This window comes from Roseateles sp. GW821-FHT03B02, assembly GCF_059421025.1.
Map to the genome: position 1 here is coordinate 815,898 of NZ_JBWKUV010000001.1, position 21,129 is coordinate 837,026.

The following is a 21,129-nucleotide window of genomic DNA, read 5'->3' on the forward strand; positions in this document are numbered from 1 at the left end:
GTTTAGGTGCGCCCCCGGCGGCCATTCGCAAACAAATGTGGCGTGCAAGAAAGCAGAAGGCCCCGCCGGGGCGGGGCCTTCATGACGGTGTCAAACGACGGCTCAGCCGTTGACGACGCGCACCATTTCCAGGCACTTGTTCGAGTAGCCCCACTCGTTGTCGTACCAGGACACGAGCTTGATGAAGGTGCCGTCCAGCGCGATACCGGCGTCGGCGTCGAAGATGGAGGTGCGCGGGTCGCCGCGGAAGTCGGTCGCCACGACCTTGTCCTCGGTGTAGCCCAGCACGCCCTTCAGCGCGCCTTCGCTCTGGGCCTTGAACTCGGCGCAGATCTCTTCGTAGCTGGCGTCCTTCAGCAGCTCGACGGTCAGGTCGACGACCGACACGTCGCTGGTGGGCACGCGGAAGCTCATGCCGGTCAGCTTCTTGTTCAGCTCGGGGATGACCTTGCCGACGGCCTTGGCGGCGCCGGTGCTGCTGGGGATGATGTTCTCCAGGATGCCGCGGCCGCCGCGCCAGTCCTTGTTGCTCGGGCCGTCCACGGTCTTCTGCGTGGCGGTGGCGGCGTGCACGGTGGTCATCAGGCCGCGCTTGATGCCCCACTTGTCGTTCAGCACCTTGGCCAGCGGTGCCAGGCAGTTGGTGGTGCAGGAGGCGTTGGAGATGATGGCTTCGCCGGCGTACTTGGTGTGGTTCACGCCGAAGACGAACATCGGCGTCTCGTCCTTGGACGGGGCCGAGAAGATGACCTTCTTGGCGCCCGCGGCCAGGTGCTTCTCGCCGCCGGCCTTGTCCAGGAAGATGCCCGTGGCTTCGATGACGATGTCGGCCCCGACCTCGGCCCACTTCAGCTCGGACGGGTCCTTGACGGCGGTCAGGCGGATCTTCCTGCCATTGACGACCAGGGTGTTGCCGTCCACTGAAACCTCGCCCTCGAAGCGGCCATGCACCGAGTCGTACTTCAGCATGTAGGCCAGGTAATCGGGTTCGAGCAGATCGTTGATCGCGACGACCTCGATGTCCTTGAAATTCGCAATGGCGGCACGGAACACCATGCGTCCGATGCGGCCGAAGCCGTTGATGCCGATCTTGATGGTCATGGAACAGTCTCCAGGAGGATGAAAAATTCTGCGCGGGCGGGATTCTCGGCGATTCGGGCGAGGGGGTGGTTTCGGCGCGATTTCACTCAGCCTTCGGCGCCAGCGCCAGCCGGCCGCAGGGCACGTTGACGATGACAGTCTGGCCCACCAGCTGCTCGAACTGCGTGGCCTTCACCTCCATCTCCAGGCCCGCCAGCCAGGCCAGGAACTCGGTGCGGTTCAGGTCGGGTTTGCCGACCTCGCCGACGCGGTTGTCCAGCGCCGGCCTGCCCAGGGTCCAGGCCATCTGGAAGGGGCAGGACATGGTGTTGAGGTCAAAGTCCGTGCGCATGGCCTGAATGCCCTTCATGTTGGACAGGAAGGAGACCAGCGGCACCGCGTCCTTGAACACCCGGGCTCCCACGCCGTAGGGCCGGAACTGGAAGTGCTGCTGCACCACGTAGGGTTTGGCGCCCGCTTCCAGGCAGGGCAGGCGGTACTGGCGCACATAGTCGGCCACCACCCTGGCCTGGCGCTCGCCGACGCTGGCATAGGCCATCTTCACGTCCGGCGGCGCATCGGGTGCGGTGAAGCTGAGCTCGACGAAGGCGTTGGCCACCTCGCGCTGCAGCGTCGAGCCGCCGTACTCGGGCGGCTCCTTTGGCGTACGCATGCAGGCCAGCGCCTTGGGGCGGCCCTGCAGGGCCTCCTCGCGCTCCGCGACAGCGCGTGGCGCGGTCCAGGTGATGGGGTCGGTCACGCGGGGCGTGAACTCGAACTCCTGCACCGCCAGCACGCTCTGCGCCCCTGCCGGCAGGCAGGGCAGGCGGTAGCCGCGCACGAACCAGTTCACCTCGTCCAGCATGGCCTCGCTGGCGGCGCGGAACAGCACCGTGACCTCGGGCGCACGGTCCGGCGCCGTGAACCTGAGGCTGAGGCGCACATGGCCGGGCAGGCGCATCTGCTCGTCGCGTGCGGGGTAGCGGATGGCGGGGCCGCCCTTGTGCAGGCAGGCCAGGGCCTGGGGGTCGACACGGTCGATCTCGACCACCTGGGCCTGCGCGGCGCAGGCGAGAAAGCCAGCCGCAAGGGCCATGAAGACATTGCGCATCCGAACCTCCCTGGTCTTTTCGATGCAGGCGGGTTTGTAGCGCAGGACGGCGGGCCCAAAAGCAAAGGGCCGCAAAAGCGGCCCTCGTGGTCATTCGGCGCGGCGCGTGCCGCGTGATCACTTCTTCTTCAGCACGGCCTTGACGGTGGCCGCCACGTTCTCGGGCGTGAAGCCGAAGTGCTTGAACAGCACCGGCGCCGGGGCCGATTCGCCGAAGCTGTCGATGCCGACGACGGCGTCCACGCCGTACTTCCACCAGAAGTCGCTGACACCCATTTCCACGGCCACGCGCGGCAGGCCCTTGGGCAGCACGCTCTTCTTGTAGTCCTTGTCCTGGCGGTCGAAGACGTTGGTGGACGGCATGGAGACAACGCGCACCTTCACGCCCTCGTCGGCCAGCAGCTTCTGCGCGGCCATGGCCAGCTGCACTTCGGAGCCGGTGGCGATGATGACGGCCTTGGCCTTGCCCTTGGGCGGTTCGGCCAGCACGTAGGCGCCCTTGGCGATCTCGTCGACGTTGGTCTTGGGCGAGTAGGCCAGGTTCTGGCGGCTCAGCGCCAGCAGGCTGGGGCGCTGGGCGTTGCCCAGGGCCATGGTCCAGGCGACCACCGTCTCGGTCGTGTCGGCCGGACGCCAGACGTCCAGGCCGGGGATCAGTCGCAGCGACGCAACGTGCTCGATGGACTGGTGGGTCGGGCCGTCTTCGCCCAGGCCGATGGAGTCGTGCGTCATCACGTGGATGACGCGCTGCTTCATCAACGCGGCCATGCGGATGGCGTTGCGGCTGTAGTCGCTGAAGGTCAGGAAAGTGCCGCCGTAGGGGATGAAGCCGCCGTGCAGGGCCACGCCGTTCATGATGGCGGCCATGCCGAACTCGCGCACACCGTAGTTGATGTGCCGGCCGTTGTTGGGCGTGCCATTCGCCTCGAAGCGCAGGTTGGGCGTCGAGCTGGTGTTGGTGAGGTTGGAGCCGGTCAGGTCGGCGCTGCCGCCCAGCATCTCGGGCAGCTTGGCGGTGAAGGCTTCCAGCGCGATCTGGCTGGCCTTGCGGCTGGCGACGGTCTGCGCGTCGGCATGGGCCTTGACGACGGCGTCGACGGCGATCTGCGCGAAGTCGGCCGGCAGCACGCCGGCCATGCGGCGCTGGAACTCGGCGGCCAGCTCGGGGTGGGCTTCGGCATAGGCGTCGAAGCGCCGGTCCCACTCGCTCTCGGCGCGGTCACCGGCGGACTTGGCATCCCAGGCGGTGTAGACCTCGGGCGGCACGATGAAGGGCTCGTGCGTCCAGCCGATGGCCTCGCGGGTCAGCTTGATTTCCTCGGCGCCCAGCGGCTCGCCGTGGGCCTTGGCCGTGTTGGCGCGGTTGGGCGAGCCCTTGCCGATGTGGGTCTTGGCGATGACGAGCGTGGGCTTGTCGGCGCTCTTCCTGGCCTGGGCGATAGCGGCGTCGACCGCGTCGACGTCATGGCCGTCCACCGGGCCGACGACGTTCCAGCCATAGGCAGCAAAGCGCTTGGCGGTGTCGTCGCCGAACCAGGGCGCGACCTGTCCGTCGATGGAGATGCCGTTGTCGTCGTAGATGGCGATCAGCTTGTTCAGCTTCCACGAAGCGGCCAGGGCGGCGGCCTCGTGGGAGATGCCTTCCATCAGGCAACCGTCGCCCAGGAAGACGTAGGTGTGGTGGTTGACGATCTCATGGCCGTCGCGGTTGAAGTCGCGCGCCATCAGCTTCTCGGCCAGGGCCAGGCCGACGGCGTTGGTCACGCCCTGGCCCAGCGGGCCGGTGGTCGTCTCGATGCCGGCGGTGATGCCCACCTCGGGGTGGCCGGGCGTCTTGCTATGCAACTGGCGGAAGGCCTTCAGCTCCTCGATGGGCAGCTCGTAGCCCGTCAGGTGCAACAGGGCGTAGATCAGCATGGAGCCGTGGCCGTTGGACAGCACGAAGCGGTCGCGGTCGGCCCAGTGCGGGTTGGCCGGGTTGTGCTTCAGGTGCCGCGCCCACAGCGCCACGGCGATGTCGGCCATGCCCATGGGAGCGCCCGGGTGGCCCGAGTTGGCTGCCTGCACCGCGTCCATCGCGAGGGCGCGGATCGCGTTGGCCATGAGAGTGGGGGAGGCGGTCGATGCAGTCATGGCCGGGGCTTTCCTTGGGCGGTTGGGCAAAACCAGGGATTTTACGGGGGTGGCTCGCCGTGGCTTGATCCAGCGCAAGGTCGGCTTGCCGCCGCCGCGCGACGCTTCGAAACATGCCCTCCTCGACCATGCCCCTGGCCGTGCGCGTCATCCGCGCCGAGCACGATGCCCTGGCCGCCATGCTGCGAACGGTGCCGCTGCTGCTGGAAGCCCAACGCCGCGCCGGCACGACGCCCGACTTCGGCGCGCTGCGGGCCATGCTGTTCTACGTCGACGAGTTCCCCGAGCGCCTGCACCACACCAAGGAAAGCGAGCTGCTCTTCCCCAAGTTGCGCGCACAGGCGCCGGATCTGCGCCTCGTGCTGGACGACCTGGATGCCGACCACGCCCAGGGCGAGCGCGCCATCCGCGAGCTGCAGCACAGCCTGCTGGCCTGGGAGCAGATGGGCGAGCCGCGGCGCGAGAAGTTCGAGCAGCAGCTCAAGGTCTACACCGCCCGCTACCTGCGCCACATGAAGCGCGAGGAAACCGAGATCCTGCCGCGCGCGGCGGCCCTGCTGTCGGCCGCGGACTGGGCCGAGCTCGACGAGGCCTTCGGCAGCCACCAGGATCCCCTCGCGCCGCGCGCCGGTCAGCAAGTCGACGAGGCCTATGCGCCGCTGCGCCAGCGCATCCTGGCGGCCCTGCCGGCACCACTGGGCTGGGGCCCGGCGCTGCCGCCCCCGCCTTAAACGGACTTGGCCGGTGCCGCCGTGCAGGCCTTGGCCGACGCCAGGCCGCGCAGGAAGCCGCGCCGCACGCCGCCGGCCGTGATGGCCGCGCTGACCTGGCGGGCGTAGCGCTCTGCGCCGGTCAGCTTGCGCACCCAGCCGCGAAAAGGAATGACGCCCTCGGCAGTGCGCTGCAACGCACCGGTGGCGGCATCCTCGCCGCGGTCCAGCAGGCCGGGGTTGCCGGCCGTGTGCGGTGCGTCGAGATCAGGACCGAGCACTTCGTCGAGCGCGCGAATGTCAGCGGCGAGGCCCGCGCAGCTGCCGTCGGCCGGCAAGGCATAGGGCGCAGTGGCGGCGGCCTTCAGGACGTCGGGAATGTCGGCCCGCACGACGTTGAGATCGCTCAGCGGCGTCGTCGCCGCGGTGGCAACCTTGTCCTGGCTGGAGCTGGCGCAGGCGCAGAGGGCTGCGGCGAGGAAGAGGGTGAGGTGATGTGGGCGCATGGCCCGCGCATCATCTCAGCCCGGCATTGATCTTTTCGAGCGCCGCCGCGCCCGGACAGAGTGCTTTTTCACCCAGCGTGTTCAGGGGGCTGGCCACGGTGCGCTGGGCGGCATGCCAATCCCGGGCGGCGGGGTCGACGTAGAGCAGGCCGGTGGCGATCTCGCCGGCCGCGGCGCGCAGCTGCATGGCGTTCATGGCGCCGAGGCGGTCGGTGGGGTCGTAGTCGGCGGCCATCCTGCGCAGGCGCAGCGTGCTGCCGTCGGCCTGCGGGACGTCGATGACGTCGGGCGAGTGCTCGACGACCTGCTCTTCGGCCAGATCGATGAAGTCGATGCGGTTCAGCGCCTCGTTGTGGGCGCGGACATGGTCGTAGCTGCGCGTGGAGCCGGCGTGGTTGTTGAAGGCCACGCAGGGGCTGATGACGTCGATGAAGGCCGCGCCGCCGTGGCGGATGGCGGCCTCGATCAGCGGCACGAGCTGGGCCTTGTCGCCCGAGAAGCTGCGCGCAACGAAGGTGGCGCCCAGCTGCAGCGCCAGCGCCGCGAGGTCGATGGCGGCGTCGTTGTTGGTCGCGCCCTTCTTGGCGACCGAGCCCTTGTCGGCCGTCGCGCTGAACTGGCCCTTGGTGAGGCCGTAGACGCCGTTGTTCTCGACGATGTAGACCATGCGCACGCCGCGGCGCATCGCATGGGCGAACTGGCCGAGGCCGATGGAGGCGGAGTCGCCGTCGCCCGACACGCCGAGGTAGAGCAGCTCGCGGTTGGCGAGGTAGGCCCCGGTCAGCACGCTGGGCATGCGGCCGTGCACGGTGTTGAAGCCGTGGCTGGCGCCGAGGAAGTAGTCGGGCGTCTTGCTGGAGCAGCCGATGCCCGACAGCTTGGCGACGCGGTGCGGCTCGATGTCAAGCTGCCAGCAGGCCTGGACGATGGCGCTGGAGATCGAGTCGTGGCCACAGCCGGCGCACAGCGTCGAGACCTTGCCCTCGTAGTCGCGGCGCGTGTAGCCGACCTTGTTCCTCGTGAGGCTGGGGTGGTGCAGCCTGGGTTTGGCGAGGTAGGTCATGCTGCGCTCCTCGGGGCTGTCCTTGGTGAAGTTGCCAGCGCGTGGACGTGGCGCGTGATCGCGTCTGTGATGAAGCGGGCCGTGATGGGCGTGCCGTCGAAGTGCAGCACCTTGATCAGCTGCGCGGGCGCCACCTCCAGCTCGTTGACCAGCATGCGGCGCATCTGCGCGTCGCGGTTCTGCTCGACGACGAAGACGGCGTCGTGGGCGGCGATGAACTCGGCCACGCTGGGCGCGAAGGGGTAGGCGCGCAGCCGCATCGCGTCGATGTGGATGCCGGCCTCCGACAGCGCCACCAGGGCCTCGTCCATGGCCGGCGCGGTTGAGCCGAAGTAGAGAACGCCGAGCCGCGTCTTCTGCGCCGCGGCCCGCACCAGAGGCTGGGGCGCCAGCAGGGCCGCGGTCGCAAACTTGCGCTTCAGCCGCTCGACGTTGCGGATGTAGTCGTCGCCACGCTCGGAGTAGATGGCCTGCTCGTTCCTCGTCGTGCCGCGCGTGAAGTAAGCGCCCTTGCTCGGGTGGGTGCCGGGCAGCGTGCGCCAGGGGATGCCGTCGCCGTCCACGTCCTTGTAACGGGCGAACTCGCGGCCGGCCTCGAGCTGCTCGGCCGTCATGACCTTGCCACGGTCATAGCGGCGTTGGTCGTCCCACTCGAGGGGCGCACACAGGCGCTGGTTCATGCCGATGTCCAGGTCGCTCATCAGGAAGACGGGCGTCTGCAGGCGCTCGGCCAGGTCCAGGGCCGTGGCCGCGAACTCGAAGCATTCGCGCGGGTCCTCGGGCAGCAGCAGCACATGTTGCGTGTCGCCATGCGAGGCGTAGGCGCTGGACAGCAAATCGGCCTGCTGGGTGCGCGTGGGCATGCCGGTGCTGGGGCCGCCGCGCTGCACATCGATGACGACGAAGGGGATCTCGGCGAAGTAGGCCAGGCCGAGGAACTCGGTCATCAGCGAAACGCCAGGGCCCGAGGTGGCCGTGAAGGCGCGCGCGCCGTTCCAGCCGGCGCCGGTGATGATGCCGATGGAGGCGATCTCGTCCTCGGCCTGCACGATGGCGTAGCGCTTCTCGCCGGTGTCGGCATCGACGCGGAACTTGCCCGCGTACTTCTCGAAGGCCTCGGCCACCGAGGACGACGGCGTGATCGGATACCAGGCGCAGACGGTGGCGCCGCCGTACACGCAGCCCAGGGCCGTCGCGGCATTGCCCTCCAGGAAGATCTTGTCGCCCACCTTGTCGGCGCGCTTCACCTTCAGGCCGAAGGGCTGCACCGACAAATGATCCCGCGCAAACTCACGCCCGGCGTGCAGTGCGCGAACGTTGGAGTCCAGCAGCCGCTCCTTGCCCTTGTACTGCTCGGCAAACAGCTTCTCGATCACCGCCGCCTCAATGCCCATCAGCTCGCTGAGCGCCCCCAGCACGAGGATGTTCTTGAACAGCGTGCGCTCGCGCGGCACGTCGTAAGTGGCGTTGCAGATGGCCGTGGCCGGCATGCCGATGACGTGAATATCGGGCCGGAAGGCGCTGGCCGGCATGGGCTTGGTGCTGTCGTAGAACAGATAGCCGCCGGGCTGGATCTCCGCCAGGTCCTGGGCCCAGGTCTGCGGGTTCATGGCCACCATCAGGTCCACGCCACCGCGCCGGCCCAGCCAGCCGGCCTCGCAGACGCGCACCTCGTACCAGGTCGGCAGGCCCTGGATATTGCTCGGGAAGATGTTGCGCGGGCTGACCGGCACACCCATGCGCAGGATGGCGCGAGCGAACAGCTCGTTGGCCGAGGCCGAGCCCGAGCCGTTGACATTGGCGAACTTGACGACGAAGTCGTTCACTGCCTCGATACGGCTCATGCAGCCTCCTTGCGAGTGGCATGGTCGCGGCAGGCCGCGCCGGCCTTGGCGGTGACGAGCAGGAACTTCTGCATGTCCCAGGCCCCCGTCGGGCAGCGCTCGGCGCACAGGCCGCAGTGCAGGCAGACGTCCTCGTCCTTGGCCATCACGCGCCCTGTCTTCAAGCCGCCCTCCACGTAGATGTCCTGCAGCAGGTTCAGCGCCGGCGCCTTGAGCCGCTCGCGCAGGTCGTCGCCGTTGTCGGTGAAGGTGATGCAGTCCATCGGGCAGATGTCCACGCAGGCATCGCATTCGATGCAGAGCTTGGGCGCGAATACGGTCTGCACATCGCAGTTCAGGCAGCGCCCGGCCTCCTTCAGCGCAGCCTGGGCGTCGAAGCCCAGCTCCACCTCGACCTTGATGCTGGCCAGCGCCTTCTCGGCCGCCGCCCACGGCACCTTGCTGCGCGCGTCCAGCGTGATGGCGTTGTCGTAGCTCCACTCGTGGATGCCCATCTTCTGGGACACGAGGTTGACGTGCGGCGGCGGGCGCTGCGTGACAGGCTCGTCGTGCAGCAGGCGGTCGATGCTGACGGCGGCCTCGTGGCCGTGCGCCACGGCGGTGATGATGTTCTTGGGGCCGAAAGCCGCGTCGCCACCGAAGAAGACCTGGGGCAGTGTGGACTGGAAGCTGGTCGGGTTCAGCACCGGCAGGCCGTCGTCGCCGAAGGCGATGCCAGCATCGCGTTCGATCCACGGAAAGCTGTTCTCCTGACCGACCGCGATCAGCACCTCGTCACAGGGGATGACGACCTCCTCGCCGGTCTGCGCCTTGCGAAAGCGCATGCCGGTCAGCTTGCCGTCCACATGCTCGAAGGCCAGCGGTACGTGGAAATCCAGGATGGGGATGCCCTCGTGCTCGGCGTCCTCCTTCTCCCACGGGCTCGCCTTCATCTGCGCATAGCCGCTGCGCACAGCCACCGTCACCGACGACGCGCCAAGCCGTCGCGCCGAGCGGCAGCAGTCCATGGCCGTGTTGCCGCCACCCAGCACGATGACGCGCGGCTGCACCGCCGTCACGTGACCGAAGGACACGCTGCTCAGCCAGTCGATGCCGATGTGCACCTGGGCCCGCGTCTCCTCGCGGCCCGGCAGCGCCAGGTCGCGGCCGCGCGGCGCGCCGCAGCCGACGAAGACGGCATCCCAACCTTGGGCCAGCAGCGCCTTCATCGAGTCCACGCGCTGGCCGGCGCGCCACTCGACGCCCAGGCCGAGGATGTAGCCGCACTCCTCGTCGATGACGCGCTCCGGCAGCCGGAAGCGCGGGATCTGCGTGCGGATGAAGCCCCCGGGCCTGGCCTCGCCGTCGAAGACGGTCACGGCATAGCCCTCCAGAGCCAGGTCGCGCGCCACCGCGAGCGACGCCGGCCCGGCGCCCACGCAGGCAACGCGCTTGCCGTTCCTCGCCGCGGGCTTGGGCAGCATGGCGCGGAACTCGTCCGTCTTGCTATCCGCCGCCACGCGCTTCAAACGGCAGATCGCCACGGGCTCCGGCTTGGCCGCCTGCTTTTCCTCCACGCGCCCGCGCCGGCAGGCAGGCTCGCAGGGCCGGTCGCAGGTGCGCCCGAGCACGCCCGGGAAGACGTTGCTGACCCAGTTGACCCAGTAGGCCTCGTCATGCCGCCCCTGGGCGATGAGGCGGATGTACTCGGGCACGGGGGTGTGCGCCGGGCAGGCCCATTGGCAATCGACGACCTTGTGGAAATAGGCCGGGTCCGAGATGTCGGTCCGCTGCACGGTGTCTCCTCCGTGGTGCGCTTTTTGTGAGCCCAGTCTAGGACGGCGCCTTCGTCCTCATCCCTGTGGAAACCCTTTGCAAGCTGGGGATGTCGACGCACTCCACAGCGGCGCAGCATGCAGCGCCGGCCATTCCGGCCGGGCTCAGAAAGGAAACTCATGAAGAAGACCTCACTTCGCTGGCTGCACGCTGCGGCCCTCGTGCTCGGCCTGGCCATCGGCAGCAGTGCCGGCGCCGCCAACAGCTACTTCCTGCAGATCGGCGGCATCCCGGGCGATTCCGTCGACAAGAACCACGCGAACTGGATCAACCTCGACAGCTTCTCCTGGGGCCTGACCAATGTCGCCGGCAGCGGCGCCAGCAAGGCCACGTTCAACGACTTTGCCTGGACCCAGGGCGTCGACAGCTCGACGCCGAAATGGTTCCTCGCCGTCGCAACGGGCCAGGAGATCCCCACGGTAACCCTCGACGTGACGACCCCCAACTTGGCCGGCGCGCCGTACTCCTTCTTCCAGATGATCTTCACCAAGACCCAGGCCACCGGCCTGAAGATCACGGGCAGCGGCGCCGCCCCCGAGGCCGATGCCTCGATGAGCTCGGGCACGACCGTCAAGCTGCGCTACCGCCAGCTGGACGCCAAGGGCGTCCCCCTCCCCTGGGTGGAGGGCAGCTTCAACCTGCTGACCAACCAGCCCAACGCGCTGTTCAGCGGCGACGAGCGGGTGATGCTCGGCCTGTTCAGCGCCGGCGGCAACATCAGCTTCGACGGCAGCGCCGTCACCGCGGTGCCGGAGCCGGCCAGCGCCGCGCTGCTGATCGCCGGGCTCGCGCTGCTCGGCCTCAGGCGGCGCCGCGGCTGAGGCGCCACGGGCCGAGCCAGGCGGCGACCACCGTCACCGCCCAGCAGATCCAGCCCGTCCACATGGTGTGGCTGGGGTAGTGGGCGCCGCGCAACATCTGCCCAACGCCATAGATGGCGCCGAGCAGCATGACGGCGGCCAGCCAGGCTCGGGCTGTGCGCGGGTAGGCCCGCGCCAGCGCCCAGCCGCCGGCGAGATACGCGAAGGCCGCACTCGCATGACCGGACGGGAAGCAATGCCCGCCGCCCCCGTCGCGCACGCCGAAGGCCCAGTGCGACACATACTGCGCCGCGCCGCCGAACTCGGCCAGGTCCCACGGGCAGCTCGTCAGGCTGGCGCGCTTGGCCAGGGAGATGACGGCCAGGCAGGCCAGCGTCGTCACCAGCCACCAGGTGCGCTCCCTGCGGGTCAGCGCGGGCAGCAGCCGGGGCCACAGGTTGATCAGCACGATGAACCCCGTGGCCAGGTAGGACACGATGCGCCCGCCCTCGTGGATCAGGGCCCGCGTGACCCAGGCCTCGCGCAGCGCAAAGCCGTTCGCGTCGGCCACCTGGCGCATGGCCAGGAGATCGAGGGGGCTGGCGTCCCAGGCGAGCAGCAGGACGAGGGCCAGGAGCGGGGCGAGCAGGGGCCAGCGCAGTGTCTTCAACATCGGGGCATTGTCTACACTGGCCCGATGTCTTCCGATTCCTCCGCTGAGCGCGCCATCGCGATCGGCCGCCAGGCCCTCGAGGTCGAGGCCCGCGCGCTGGCCGCGCTCGCGCCCCGCCTCAGCGAGCCCTTCGCCCGCGCCGTCCAGCTCGTGCTGGCCTGCCGCGGCCGCGTCGCCGTGATGGGCATGGGCAAGAGCGGCCACGTCGGCCGCAAGATCGCCGCCACGCTGGCCTCCACCGGCACACCGGCCCTGTTCGTCCACCCCGCCGAGGCCGCCCATGGCGACCTCGGCATGGTCACGGTGGGCGACGTCGTGCTGGCCCTGTCCAACTCCGGCGAGAGTGACGAGCTCAACGCCATCCTGCCGGTGCTCAAGCGCCTGGGCGTGCCCGTCGTCGCGATGACGGGCCGCGCCGAATCCAGCCTGGCCGCGCATGCCGACATCGTGCTCGACAGCGCCGTGGCCGAGGAGGCCTGCCCGCTGCAGCTCGCGCCCACCGCCAGCACGACGGCGCAGATGGCCCTGGGCGATGCGCTGGCCGTGGCCCTGCTGGACGCCCGTGGCTTCAAGGCCGAGGACTTCGCCCGCTCCCACCCCGGCGGCGCTTTAGGCCGCAAGCTGCTCACGCATGTGCGCGACCTGATGCGCAGCGGTGACGCCCTGCCCCGCGTGGCGGCCGGCACCGGCTTCACCGACCTGATGCGCGAGATGAGCGCCAAGGCCCTGGGCATGGCCGTCATCGTCGACGCCGAGGACCGAGTGCAGGGCATCTTCACCGACGGTGACCTGCGCCGCCTCGTCGAACAGGGCCGAGACCTGCGCGCGCTGACCGCCGCCGAGGTGGCCCATGCCAAGCCGCGCACCGTCGGCCCCGAGGCGCTGGCGGTGGACGCCGCCGACCTGATGGAAGCCGCCCGCATCACCGTCGTCCTCGTCGTCGATGCGCAGCAACATCTGCTCGGCGCGATCAGCATCAACGACCTGATGCGGGCCAAGGTGATCTGATGGCTGCGCTCGCTTTCCCTCCTGAACTCCTCGTCAAGGCCCAGGGCGCGGGTCTGGCCATCAAGCTGGCCATCTTCGACGTCGACGGCGTGCTGACCGACGGCCGCATCTACATCAGCGACGCCGGCGAGGAATTCAAGGCCTTCAACACGCTGGACGGCCACGGCCTGAAGTCGCTGCAGCAGGTAGGCATCACGCCGGTCATCGTCACCGGCCGCGACAGCCCCGCCGTGCGCCGCCGCGTGGCCGACCTGGACCTGGCCCATGCCGTCTACGGCGCGCGCGACAAGCTCGCCGCAGCCGAACCACTGCTCGCCAAACTCGGCGCCAGTTGGGGCGAAGTGGCCGTCATGGGCGACGACTGGCCCGACCTGCCGCTGATGACCCGCGCCGGCTTCGCCTGTGCCCCGCCCGGCGCGCACGCCGAGGTGCTGGCCATCGCCCACCACGTCACCCGCGCCGCAGGCGGCTATGGCGCGGCGCGCGAGTACTGCGACATCCTGCTGATGGCCAGCGGCCACTACGAGCGCCTGCTGAACGCCCACCACGCTACGCTGGACGGGGGCCGGCCGTGAATGCGGCGCTGCCGGCGCCCGCGCCGCGGCGCCAGAAGCCCCGGCCCTGGCTGTGGCGGGCGCAGAGCCTGGTCTCCAACTACCTGCCGCTGCTGCTGATGGCCCTGCTGGCCAGCGGCACCTGGTGGCTGGTGAAGAACACGCCGCTGCTGGACACGCCGGGCGAGCTCGCGCCGCCGCGCCATGTGCCCGACTACCGCATGGCCAACTTCGAGATCCAGCGCATCGGCGCCGACGGACGGCTGAACGTGCAGATCGCCGGGGCCGAGCTGCGCCACTACCCGGACACCGACACCGTCGAGATCGACCAGGCCCGCGTGCGCGCCATCGCGCCCGACGGCAGCCTCGCCATCGCCGAAGCCAGGCGGGCGCTGAGCAATGGTGACGGCAGCGACATGCAGCTCATCGGCGACGTGCGCCTGCGCCGCCTGCCGCCGGGCTCCGGCGACAACGCCCCGGCCCAGCTGGAGATGCGCGGCGAGTTCCTGCAGGCCCTGGCCAACAGCGAGATCCTGCGCTCCCACCTGCCCGTCACCATCCGCCAGGGCGGCTCGACGTTGAATGCACAGAACTTCGAATACCGCCACCTGACCGGCCAGGTCAGCTTCACGGGCAAGGCGCAGGGGCAGATTGCCTCCAAACCCGCCAGATGAGCGAACTCGTTTTCATCACCGGCGCGTCCAGCGGCATCGGCCAGGCCCTGGCGCTGCGCTACTACCGCGACGGCGCCCGACTGGCTCTCGTTGCGCGCCGTACCGCAGAGGTCGAGCGCTGGGCCGCGGAGCAGAGGCTCGACGCCAGCCGCTTCAGGGTCTACGGCGCCGACGTCGCCGACCTCGACGCCATGGCCCGCATCGGCCACGAGTGCATCACCGCCCAGGGCCTGCCAGACGTGGTGATCGCCAACGCCGGCATCAGCATTGGCATGGACACGGCCCACTTCGACGACCTGGAAGTGATGCGCCGCACCTTTGAGACCAACAACGTCGGCCTGGCCGCCACCTTCCACCCCTTCGTCGCCGCGATGAACGAGCGCCGCTCCGGCACGCTGGTGGGCGTGGCCAGCGTCGCCGCCATCCGCGGCCTGCCGGGGCACGGTGCCTACTGTGCGAGCAAGTCGGCCGTCGTCGCCTACTGCGAAAGCCTGCGCGGCGAATGCCGGCCTTTCGGGGTGCGCGTCGTGACCCTCCTGCCGGGCTACATCGACACGCCGCTGACGCGCGGCAACCGCTACGGCATGCCCTTCCTGATGCAGGTGGACGACTTCGCCGACCAGGCCGTGCGTGCCATCCACGCCCAGGTCAGCTACCGCGTCATTCCGTGGCAGATGGGCGTGCTCGCCAAGGTTCTGCGCCTGCTGCCCAACTGGCTCTACGACCGCGCGCTGGGCAGCCGGCCGCGCAAGAAGCGCGCCGGCGAATAGCCGAACGAGCGCTTCGCAACAGCGGCCCCGGCCCGGCCAGACGTCGAGCGCTGCCGTAAACGAACAAAGCGCCCGAAGGCGCTTTGTCGAACTTGCCGTGAGGCCGGGAGATCAGTAGCCGCCCGAACGGCCACCGCCGCCGTAGCCACCACCGCCGCCGCCGTAGCCGCCGCCACCGCCGGAGCGGCCACCGCCGCCGCCGCCGTAGCCGCCGCCACCGGAACGGCCACCGCCGCCACCGTAGCCGCCACCACCGCCGCCGTAGCCGCCACCGCCGCCGCCGTAGCCGCCGCCGCCCGAACGGCCGCCGCCGCCGTAGCCGCCGCCGCCACCGAAGCCGCCGCCGCCGGAACGACCACCGCCGCCGCCGAAGCCGCCCGGACGCTCTTCACGAGGACGGGCCTCATTCACGACGATGGCGCGGCCTTCCAGAGCCTGGCCGTTCATGCCGTTGATCGCGGCCTGCGCCTCGGCATCCGAGCCCATTTCCACGAAGCCGAAACCCTTGGAGCGACCGGTTTCACGATCCATCATGACCTTTGCGGAGGTCACGGTCCCGAACTGACCGAACGCTTCTTGCAGCGATTCGTCACGCACGCTGTAGGCGAGGTTGCCCACGTAAAGCTTGTTTCCCATGGGGAAGCCCTTCTCTTCTCAAAACCAAAAAACCGTGTGGTGCTTCAACCCATCGTGAACCATTCAAGCGAAGGTGCGGCGTCCAGACACAGGCAATTGATTATGGTGGCGGGGTGCTGAGATTGCGGGACGGCACTCCCGCAAGTGTTGTTTTTACGAGCTAGCACAAACCCTGGCGATTCCTGAGCGTCACGGCATCGTCATCGATACCATCGCCGCCCGACCCTGAAACCATGACTGCAAGCCTGCTTCCCGCCCTCTCCCGCGTCCTGGCCAGCATCGACGCACTGCGCAATCTGCGCGCCCTGTATGCGCTGATGGCCAGCTTCTGCTTTGCCGGCCTGCTGCTGGCATCCGCCCAATCCGCGCTGGTGCGCGAGCAGCCGCTGATGAGCGCCGTCTGGATGGGCCTGGCCCTGGCTGTCGCTTTTTTTGGCGTCAATGCCACCGGCCTGATGCTGATGGACCAGGCCCGCGGCCTGCCAGTGCGCGACCCGCAGGACGCCATCGTTGACGCGCTGCGCAGTGCCCACCACGTGCTGCTGTCCCTGCTGGCCTGCCTGGCCCTGGCCGGGCTGGCCGCCCTGGCGCTGGCCGCACTGCTGTGGGCGACGCGCTGGCCCGTCGTCGGCGCGCTGCTGCTGGCCGTGGTGCTGCCGCTGGCCGTGCTGGCGCTGGGCGGCATCGCGTTCGCGCTGGTCGTGCTGGTCGGGCCGCTGGCCGGGCCGGCGGTCTGGGCCGGGCGGCGCAGCGCCGGCGTGCTGGCCTTTCTGCGCGAGCGTCTGCGCCACGGCCTGCCCGAGGCGGCGCTGCTGATGGCCGCCGTCTACCTGCTGGCCGCGCTGGCCACGGCGGCGGTCAGCTTCGTCGTCGTCAGTGGCGGGCGGCTGATGGCGGGCCTGGCCATCCTGGGCGCCGGCGTGGAGCTGCCGGCCGGGCAACTGCTGGCCGGCGTCATGGGGCTGGGGCCACGTGGCATGGGGGCCAGCGGCGTGCCGCTGCAGGGCGGCACGCTGGGCCTGGCCGCGCTGGTGGGCGGTGGCGTCGTCTTCGCCATCGCACTGGTGCTGCCCACGCTGGTGTGGCTGCGCGGGTGCTGCGCGGTCTACCTGGCGCTGACCGAAGAGGCGTGAGCCCCCGCATCGCGTCGCTAGTGCCCAGCGCGACCGAGACGCTGGTGGCACTGGGCCTGGGGCCTTGCCTGGTCGCCCGCACCGGCTTCTGCATCCACCCGGCCGAGGCCGTTGCGGCCGTGCCCAAGGTGGGCGGCACCAAGGACGTGAATCTTCCCAAGCTGAAAAAGCTCGCGCCGACGCACGTCGTCGTCAATGTGGACGAAAACCGGCTGGAAACGGCTGAGGCGCTGCGCGCGTTCGTGCCCGAAGTCATCGTGACCCACCCGCGCCGGCCCGACGACAACCTGGCCTTGTTCGAGCAGCTGCGCGCGGCCTTCGCCGGAGAGCCCGGCGTCAACGAGCGCGCGGCGGCGCTGTCTGCCGAATTCAGCGCCGCGCTGGCGCGCTGTCGCGGCGGAGACCGTCCGCCAGAGAAGGTGCTCTACCTGATCTGGCGCGAGCCCTGGATGACGGTGGCCCGCGACACCTACATCTCGACGCTGCTGGCCGAGGTCGGCTGGCAGACCTGGCCCGACCTGCGCGGCGGCGAGCACGGCGCCGCTCGCTACCCCACGCTGACGGGCGAAGAAACCAGGCTTGCCGGCATCCACCGCGTGCTGCTCAGCTCCGAGCCCTACCGCTTCGGCCCCCAGCACCTGGCCGAGGCGCAGGCGCTGTGCCCGCAGGCCCGCGTGCAGCTGGTCGACGGCGAACTGCTGAGCTGGTGGGGCAGCCGCGGCGCAGCAGGGCTGGACTATCTGCGCCAGCTCAGCGTTCCCAGTCGATGCGATCCAGCAGGGCCTTGAGTTTCTCGGCCTTGCCGGCGTTGAGCTGAGCCGTCCAGGCCACGCGGCCGCGCAGATGGGCCTGCCAGTCGGCATGCCCCTCGCGGTTCTGCGTCGAGGGGCCGTCGACAACGCAGCGATGCAGCGTGGCCTTGAGCCGGTCGAACTCGTCGCGCGCCAGATTGGGCCGGGCGTTGACGACGATGCCGCAGACCGATTGGCGCTGCGCGGCACCCAGGCTGCGCGTCTTGCGCGGGTGGATGACGAAGCCCTCGTCCGCCGCGATGGCGGCCACCCAGGCTGAGACCGCCCGCACCGGCAGCGCGGCCGGGCCGGAGATGACGAGATCGTCGGCATAGCGGCTGTAGCGGGCGCCAAAGCGTTCGGCCAGGCCGGCGAGGCGCGCGTCCAGCGCGAAGGCGCAGAGGTTGGCCAACGCCGGCGAGGTGGGCGCGCCCTGCGGCAGATGGGCGTCGCGCAGACGCTGGCGCTGCGGCCAGCCCAGGCGCGGCTCGCTGCACAGCCAGGCCTCGGGCACAGCGGTGGTGCACAGCGCCGTCAGCGCGCGGGCCACGGCGGTGGAGTAGCCCAGGGTCTTGAAGAGGGCATGGATGCGCGCGGCGCGCACCGTCGAGAAGAAGTCGCTCAGGTCGAAGCGCAGGACCCGGCCCTGACCGGCGTGCCGGGCGGCATGCTGGACGACGTTGCGCCCCGTCGCGTAGCCGAAAGCCGCCTCATGGGGCGGCAGGCCATTCAGCAACTGGGCCAGCAGGCGGCGCTGCACCGCGCGCAGATGCGGCGCGGGCACCTCCAGCAGCCGCCAGCCGGCCGAATCACCGCGCTTGGGCACGAGTTGGGGGCGGTAGTGCTGCTGCGCCAGCGGGCGGCGGCGCTGCCAGTCGGGCGGCAAGGTCAGCCGCCACAGGCCGGCCGGCGTCAGCCCCAGGCCGCGGGCCAGGGCGCCGACGGTGGGCCAGTGCGGGCGCTCCAGGCCGGCGGGCGCAGGCGCCAGCGCGTCGGGCGGCCTCAACAGCCAGCGGCGCGCCTCGGGCCGGGCGTCGCTGGCCCAGGCCTCGGCAAAGCCCTCGTGCGCATCCACGCGCTCGCCCAGGGCTTGCACTTCCAGCCGCAGCCAGACCTCGCCCGGCAGGCGCGCCATCGCGGCGGCCAGACCGCTCAGCCAGGGCGGGCGCGCGCCCAGGCAGGCCGCCATGCGCGCTGCCAGGGCCGCCTCGTGGCGAGGGCCGGCCAGCATGGCGTGGGCCAGGGCCCGGGCCGTTGTCCTGCGGGCGTGGTCCACCCGTTCTACTCCCTGAAAAAAGGCGCGGCGCGCCGCCCGAGCGACGGGTGGTGCATGGGGTGTCGGGCGCCGTGCGCCCCGCACTCCATGCCCTGCCGGGCGCGAGATTCATGTCCCCCGGGGTTGCCCCGGAGCGCTTGCCGGTGAAGGCAGGCCAAGACCTCGGACGACGCCCGCGCGGCGATGGTAGCCTCGCCTGAATGGACATCTACAAGCCCCTCGTCGCGCTGCTGGCCATCGTGAATCCGGTCGGCGTGGTGCCCTTCTTCATCCACTTCACGAGCAGCCTCACGCGCGAGCAGCGGCGCAAGACCATGCTCGTCAGCGCCTGCACGGCCGGCATCGTCATCGCGCTGTCCGCCCTCTTCGGGCTGAAGATCATCGAGTTCTTCGGCATCTCGCTGGCGAGCTTCCAGGTGGGCGGCGGCTGCCTGCTGCTGATCAGCTCGCTGCAGATGCTCAACGCCCAGCCCGCCGAGGCGCGCAAGGAGGACGTGAGCGAGGGCTCCAGCAAGGTGGACGCCGGCGCCAGCATCGCCGTCGTGCCGCTGGCCATCCCGCTGCTGACCGGGCCGGCCACCATCTCCACCATGGTCATCTACGCCGACAAGACCCGGCACTGGTGGGAGCTGGCCGTCCTGTGCGGCTACGGCGTCGTCGTCGCGGCGGTGACCTTCCTGACCTTCTCGGCCAGCAGCAAGATCGCCAAGGTGCTGGGCCAGACGGGCATCAACATCATGACGCGGCTGATGGGCCTCATCCTCGCCGCGCTGGCGGTGGAGCTGCTGGCCGACGGCCTCATCAAGCTCTTTCCGGTGCTGGCGGCGCGAACCGTGGGCTGACACCGTGAGCCTGTTCAACCTGCCGCCGATCTGGATGGCCCCGATGGCCGGCGAAGCATCCAGCGCGGCCCTGGTGGCCGCCGTCGGCGCGGGCGGCGGCTTCGGCCAGCTGGGCGCGGCCTACCTCGCGCCGGCGCGCATCGGCGAGATCGCGGCCGACATCCGCGCACGCACGAACAAGCCCTTCGGCGTCAACCTTTTCTGCCCCCTGCCCTGGATGCGCGATGACGACGCGCTGGACGACTACCTCGCCCGCCTCGCCCCCTGGCATGCCGAGCTGGGGCTGCCGGCGCCGGCACGGCCCGAGCGCTGCGAGGAAGACTTCGACGCCCAGCTCGAAGCCACCATCGCCGCCGGGCCCGCCGTCATCAGCTTCGCCATGGGCGACCCCGGCGTGGCGCGGGTGTCCGCGTTGAAGGCGCAGGGCTTCACCGTGGTCGGCACCGCGACGCAGGTTGCCGAAGGCCTGCTGCTGCAGGCCAGCGGCGTCGACGCCGTCGTCGCCCAGGGCTTCGAGGCGGGCGGCCATCGCGGCGGTTTCCTCGGCACGCCGGAAGGCGCACTGATCGGCACGATGGCCCTGGTGCCGCAGCTCGTCGATGCGCTGGACATCCCCGTCATCGCCGCCGGCGGCATTGCCGATGCACGCGGGGTGGCGGCAGCGCAGGCGCTGGGCGCGAGTGCGGTGACGGTGGGCACGGCCTTCCTGCTCGTCGACGAATGCCCGCTGTCGCCGGCCTACCGTGCGGCGCTGCTCGCGGCCCGCGATGCCGACTCGACGCTGACCCGCGCGTTCTCGGGCCGCCTGGCGCGCGGGGTGGCCAACCGCGTCACCCGCGAGCTGGAAGGCGTGGCCCTGCCCGCCTTCCCCCAGCCCAATGCCGCCAGCCGGCCCATGCGCCAGGCGGCGGCCAGGGCGGGCCGGGCCGACTTCATCAGCCTGTGGGCCGGCCAGGCGCTGCCGGTCTGCCGCACCCCGGGCACGGCGGCCGATCTGGTGGCGGCGCTGAGCCAAGGCTGGCGGCCTTGACCATCCTGCTGCTGGAAGACGACCCCGCCATCGCGGACACCGTCGCGTTCGCGCTGCGGCGCGAGGGCTTCGAGGTGGCCCATCACGCCTGGCTGGCCGAGGCGCGCGAACGGCTGCGCAGCGCACCGGCACCGCAGCTGCTCATCCTCGACATCGGCCTGCCCGACGGCCACGGGCTGGACCTCTGCCGCGAGCTGCGCGCAGGCCCGCTGGCTCATCTGCCCGTGATCGTGCTCAGCGCCCGCAGCGACGAGATGGACCGCGTGCTGGGCCTGGAGCTGGGCGCCGACGACTACCTCGCCAAGCCCTTCAGCCCGCGCGAGCTGGTGGCCCGCGTGCGCGCGCTGCTGCGCCGCGCCCAGGCCGCGCCGCCGGCCACGGCGGGCTTCCTGGTTGACGGCTCGCGGGTGAGCCTGGACGGCGTGCCGCTGAGCCTCACCAAGCTGGAGCTGGGCCTGCTGACGCATCTGCTGCGCGCGCCGCAGCGCATCCACAGCCGCGACGCGCTGCTCGACGCCGTCTGGGGCAGCAGCGCCGAGAGCGCCGACCGCACCGTGGACACCCACATCAAGACGCTGCGCGCCAAGCTGCGCGAGGCGGCCCCCGCGCGCGACCCGATCAAGACCCACCGCGGCCTCGGCTACTCATTGGAACCCTGACGTGAAGCCCCCGCGCTCGCT

General features: G+C 70.4%; 21 protein-coding genes. 11 read left to right on the top strand and 10 right to left on the bottom strand.

The annotated features are described in order from the left end of the window. Positions 1-102: 102 nt before the first annotated feature. The 3 genes from gap to tkt form a co-directional block, all read right to left on the bottom strand. Complete coding sequence (gene gap, locus AC07VX_RS03575; protein WP_493163081.1) at positions 103-1,101, bottom strand: type I glyceraldehyde-3-phosphate dehydrogenase; 999 nt, start codon at positions 1,099-1,101, stop codon at positions 103-105. A gap of 82 nt (positions 1,102-1,183) precedes the next feature. Continuing rightward, the gene (locus tag AC07VX_RS03580) at positions 1,184-2,191 is read right to left on the bottom strand and encodes a hypothetical protein (protein WP_493163080.1); all 1,008 of its coding nucleotides are present in this window, start codon (positions 2,189-2,191) and stop codon (positions 1,184-1,186) included. Positions 2,192-2,308: 117 nt separating this feature from the next. Further along, positions 2,309-4,294, bottom strand: a complete 1,986-nt coding sequence (gene tkt, locus AC07VX_RS03585) for a transketolase (RefSeq protein ID WP_493183861.1) — start codon at positions 4,292-4,294, stop codon at positions 2,309-2,311. 143 nt (positions 4,295-4,437) lie between these two features. On the opposite strand from tkt, the gene AC07VX_RS03590 reads away from it, so the two are divergent. Beyond that, on the top strand, positions 4,438-5,055 hold the full coding sequence (locus AC07VX_RS03590) for a hemerythrin domain-containing protein (RefSeq protein WP_493163078.1): 618 nt from the start codon (positions 4,438-4,440) through the stop codon (positions 5,053-5,055). Here the strand turns inward: AC07VX_RS03590 and AC07VX_RS03595 are convergent. From AC07VX_RS03595 to AC07VX_RS03610, 4 genes are read right to left on the bottom strand one after another with little or no spacing between them, the layout of a single operon-like run. Next, complete coding sequence (locus AC07VX_RS03595; RefSeq protein ID WP_493163077.1) at positions 5,052-5,540, bottom strand: hypothetical protein; 489 nt, start codon at positions 5,538-5,540, stop codon at positions 5,052-5,054. The genes AC07VX_RS03590 and AC07VX_RS03595 overlap by 4 nt on opposite strands. A gap of 10 nt (positions 5,541-5,550) precedes the next feature. Beyond that, complete coding sequence (locus AC07VX_RS03600) at positions 5,551-6,603, bottom strand: 2-oxoacid:ferredoxin oxidoreductase subunit beta (RefSeq protein WP_493163076.1); 1,053 nt, start codon at positions 6,601-6,603, stop codon at positions 5,551-5,553. Next, positions 6,600-8,447: a 2-oxoacid:acceptor oxidoreductase subunit alpha gene (locus AC07VX_RS03605; RefSeq protein WP_493163075.1), complete on the bottom strand. Its 1,848-nt coding sequence runs from the start codon at positions 8,445-8,447 to the stop codon at positions 6,600-6,602. The genes AC07VX_RS03600 and AC07VX_RS03605 overlap by 4 nt, the downstream gene beginning before the upstream one ends. Beyond that, a complete protein-coding gene (locus tag AC07VX_RS03610; protein WP_493163074.1) occupies positions 8,444-10,222 on the bottom strand; it encodes an FAD-dependent oxidoreductase in 1,779 nt (592 codons plus the stop codon). Before AC07VX_RS03610 ends, AC07VX_RS03605 begins: the two co-directional genes overlap by 4 nt. A gap of 159 nt (positions 10,223-10,381) precedes the next feature. On the opposite strand from AC07VX_RS03610, the gene AC07VX_RS03615 reads away from it, so the two are divergent. Further along, on the top strand, positions 10,382-11,083 hold the full coding sequence (locus AC07VX_RS03615; RefSeq protein WP_493163073.1) for an Hcp family type VI secretion system effector: 702 nt from the start codon (positions 10,382-10,384) through the stop codon (positions 11,081-11,083). On the opposite strand, the gene AC07VX_RS03620 is transcribed toward AC07VX_RS03615, so the two are convergent. After that, positions 11,064-11,735, bottom strand: coding sequence for a phosphatase PAP2 family protein (locus AC07VX_RS03620; RefSeq protein WP_493163072.1), 672 nt, complete (start codon positions 11,733-11,735; stop codon positions 11,064-11,066). The genes AC07VX_RS03615 and AC07VX_RS03620 overlap by 20 nt on opposite strands. A 24-nt stretch (positions 11,736-11,759) precedes the next feature. Between AC07VX_RS03620 and AC07VX_RS03625 the strand changes: the two genes are divergently transcribed. Genes AC07VX_RS03625 through AC07VX_RS03640 form a run of 4 tightly spaced genes read left to right on the top strand, consistent with a single transcriptional unit; the run spans position 11,760 to position 14,741 of the window. Then, positions 11,760-12,743, top strand: a complete 984-nt coding sequence (locus tag AC07VX_RS03625; protein WP_493163071.1) for a KpsF/GutQ family sugar-phosphate isomerase — start codon at positions 11,760-11,762, stop codon at positions 12,741-12,743. Then, a complete protein-coding gene (locus tag AC07VX_RS03630; RefSeq protein ID WP_493163070.1) occupies positions 12,743-13,318 on the top strand; it encodes a KdsC family phosphatase in 576 nt (191 codons plus the stop codon). The genes AC07VX_RS03625 and AC07VX_RS03630 overlap by 1 nt, the downstream gene beginning before the upstream one ends. Continuing rightward, the gene (gene lptC / locus AC07VX_RS03635) at positions 13,315-13,971 is read left to right on the top strand and encodes an LPS export ABC transporter periplasmic protein LptC (protein WP_493163069.1); all 657 of its coding nucleotides are present in this window, start codon (positions 13,315-13,317) and stop codon (positions 13,969-13,971) included. Before AC07VX_RS03630 ends, lptC begins: the two co-directional genes overlap by 4 nt. Further along, positions 13,968-14,741: an SDR family oxidoreductase gene (locus AC07VX_RS03640; RefSeq protein ID WP_493163068.1), complete on the top strand. Its 774-nt coding sequence runs from the start codon at positions 13,968-13,970 to the stop codon at positions 14,739-14,741. The genes lptC and AC07VX_RS03640 overlap by 4 nt, the downstream gene beginning before the upstream one ends. A 111-nt stretch (positions 14,742-14,852) precedes the next feature. On the opposite strand, the gene rbp is transcribed toward AC07VX_RS03640, so the two are convergent. Then, positions 14,853-15,377: an RNA-binding regulator gene (rbp, locus tag AC07VX_RS03645; RefSeq protein WP_493163067.1), complete on the bottom strand. Its 525-nt coding sequence runs from the start codon at positions 15,375-15,377 to the stop codon at positions 14,853-14,855. Between the two features lie 233 nt (positions 15,378-15,610). Between rbp and AC07VX_RS03650 the strand changes: the two genes are divergently transcribed. Then, on the top strand, positions 15,611-16,510 hold the full coding sequence (locus AC07VX_RS03650; RefSeq protein ID WP_493163066.1) for a hypothetical protein: 900 nt from the start codon (positions 15,611-15,613) through the stop codon (positions 16,508-16,510). Continuing rightward, the gene (locus AC07VX_RS03655; RefSeq protein ID WP_493163065.1) at positions 16,507-17,298 is read left to right on the top strand and encodes a helical backbone metal receptor; all 792 of its coding nucleotides are present in this window, start codon (positions 16,507-16,509) and stop codon (positions 17,296-17,298) included. Before AC07VX_RS03650 ends, AC07VX_RS03655 begins: the two co-directional genes overlap by 4 nt. Here AC07VX_RS03655 and AC07VX_RS03660 read toward each other — a convergent pair. Next, positions 17,261-18,577 carry a reverse transcriptase family protein gene (locus AC07VX_RS03660; RefSeq protein WP_493163064.1) on the bottom strand — a complete coding sequence of 439 codons (1,317 nt, stop codon included), beginning with the start codon at positions 18,575-18,577 and terminating at the stop codon, positions 17,261-17,263. The two genes, AC07VX_RS03655 and AC07VX_RS03660, sit on opposite strands and share 38 nt — an antisense overlap. A gap of 200 nt (positions 18,578-18,777) precedes the next feature. Here AC07VX_RS03660 and AC07VX_RS03665 point away from each other — a divergent pair, with 200 nt between their 5' ends. From AC07VX_RS03665 to creB, 3 genes are read left to right on the top strand one after another with little or no spacing between them, the layout of a single operon-like run. Then, positions 18,778-19,419: a MarC family protein gene (locus tag AC07VX_RS03665; protein WP_493163063.1), complete on the top strand. Its 642-nt coding sequence runs from the start codon at positions 18,778-18,780 to the stop codon at positions 19,417-19,419. Between the two features lie 4 nt (positions 19,420-19,423). Continuing rightward, entirely contained in the window at positions 19,424-20,449 is a 1,026-nt protein-coding gene (locus tag AC07VX_RS03670; RefSeq protein ID WP_493163062.1) for an NAD(P)H-dependent flavin oxidoreductase, read from the top strand. Then, positions 20,437-21,108 (top strand): two-component system response regulator CreB, encoded by a 672-nt coding sequence (gene creB, locus AC07VX_RS03675; protein WP_493163832.1) that lies wholly within the window; start codon positions 20,437-20,439, stop codon positions 21,106-21,108. The genes AC07VX_RS03670 and creB overlap by 13 nt, the downstream gene beginning before the upstream one ends. Positions 21,109-21,129 lie beyond the last annotated feature (21 nt).

Excerpts from the sequence above, each read along its gene's own strand:
- gap (WP_493163081.1), bottom strand. The coding sequence starts at position 1,101 with ATGACCATCAAGATCGGCATCAACGGCTTCGGCCGCATCGGACGCATG.
- AC07VX_RS03580 (WP_493163080.1), bottom strand. The coding sequence starts at position 2,191 with ATGCGCAATGTCTTCATGGCCCTTGCGGCTGGCTTTCTCGCCTGCGCC.
- tkt (WP_493183861.1), bottom strand. The coding sequence starts at position 4,294 with ATGGCCAACGCGATCCGCGCCCTCGCGATGGACGCGGTGCAGGCAGCC.
- AC07VX_RS03590 (WP_493163078.1), top strand. The coding sequence starts at position 4,438 with ATGCCCTCCTCGACCATGCCCCTGGCCGTGCGCGTCATCCGCGCCGAG.
- AC07VX_RS03595 (WP_493163077.1), bottom strand. The coding sequence starts at position 5,540 with ATGCGCCCACATCACCTCACCCTCTTCCTCGCCGCAGCCCTCTGCGCC.
- AC07VX_RS03600 (WP_493163076.1), bottom strand. The coding sequence starts at position 6,603 with ATGACCTACCTCGCCAAACCCAGGCTGCACCACCCCAGCCTCACGAGG.
- AC07VX_RS03605 (WP_493163075.1), bottom strand. The coding sequence starts at position 8,447 with ATGAGCCGTATCGAGGCAGTGAACGACTTCGTCGTCAAGTTCGCCAAT.
- AC07VX_RS03615 (WP_493163073.1), top strand. The coding sequence starts at position 10,382 with ATGAAGAAGACCTCACTTCGCTGGCTGCACGCTGCGGCCCTCGTGCTC.
- AC07VX_RS03620 (WP_493163072.1), bottom strand. The coding sequence starts at position 11,735 with ATGTTGAAGACACTGCGCTGGCCCCTGCTCGCCCCGCTCCTGGCCCTC.
- AC07VX_RS03625 (WP_493163071.1), top strand. The coding sequence starts at position 11,760 with ATGTCTTCCGATTCCTCCGCTGAGCGCGCCATCGCGATCGGCCGCCAG.
- AC07VX_RS03630 (WP_493163070.1), top strand. The coding sequence starts at position 12,743 with ATGGCTGCGCTCGCTTTCCCTCCTGAACTCCTCGTCAAGGCCCAGGGC.
- AC07VX_RS03640 (WP_493163068.1), top strand. The coding sequence starts at position 13,968 with ATGAGCGAACTCGTTTTCATCACCGGCGCGTCCAGCGGCATCGGCCAG.
- rbp (WP_493163067.1), bottom strand. The coding sequence starts at position 15,377 with ATGGGAAACAAGCTTTACGTGGGCAACCTCGCCTACAGCGTGCGTGAC.
- AC07VX_RS03650 (WP_493163066.1), top strand. The coding sequence starts at position 15,611 with ATGACTGCAAGCCTGCTTCCCGCCCTCTCCCGCGTCCTGGCCAGCATC.
- AC07VX_RS03665 (WP_493163063.1), top strand. The coding sequence starts at position 18,778 with ATGGACATCTACAAGCCCCTCGTCGCGCTGCTGGCCATCGTGAATCCG.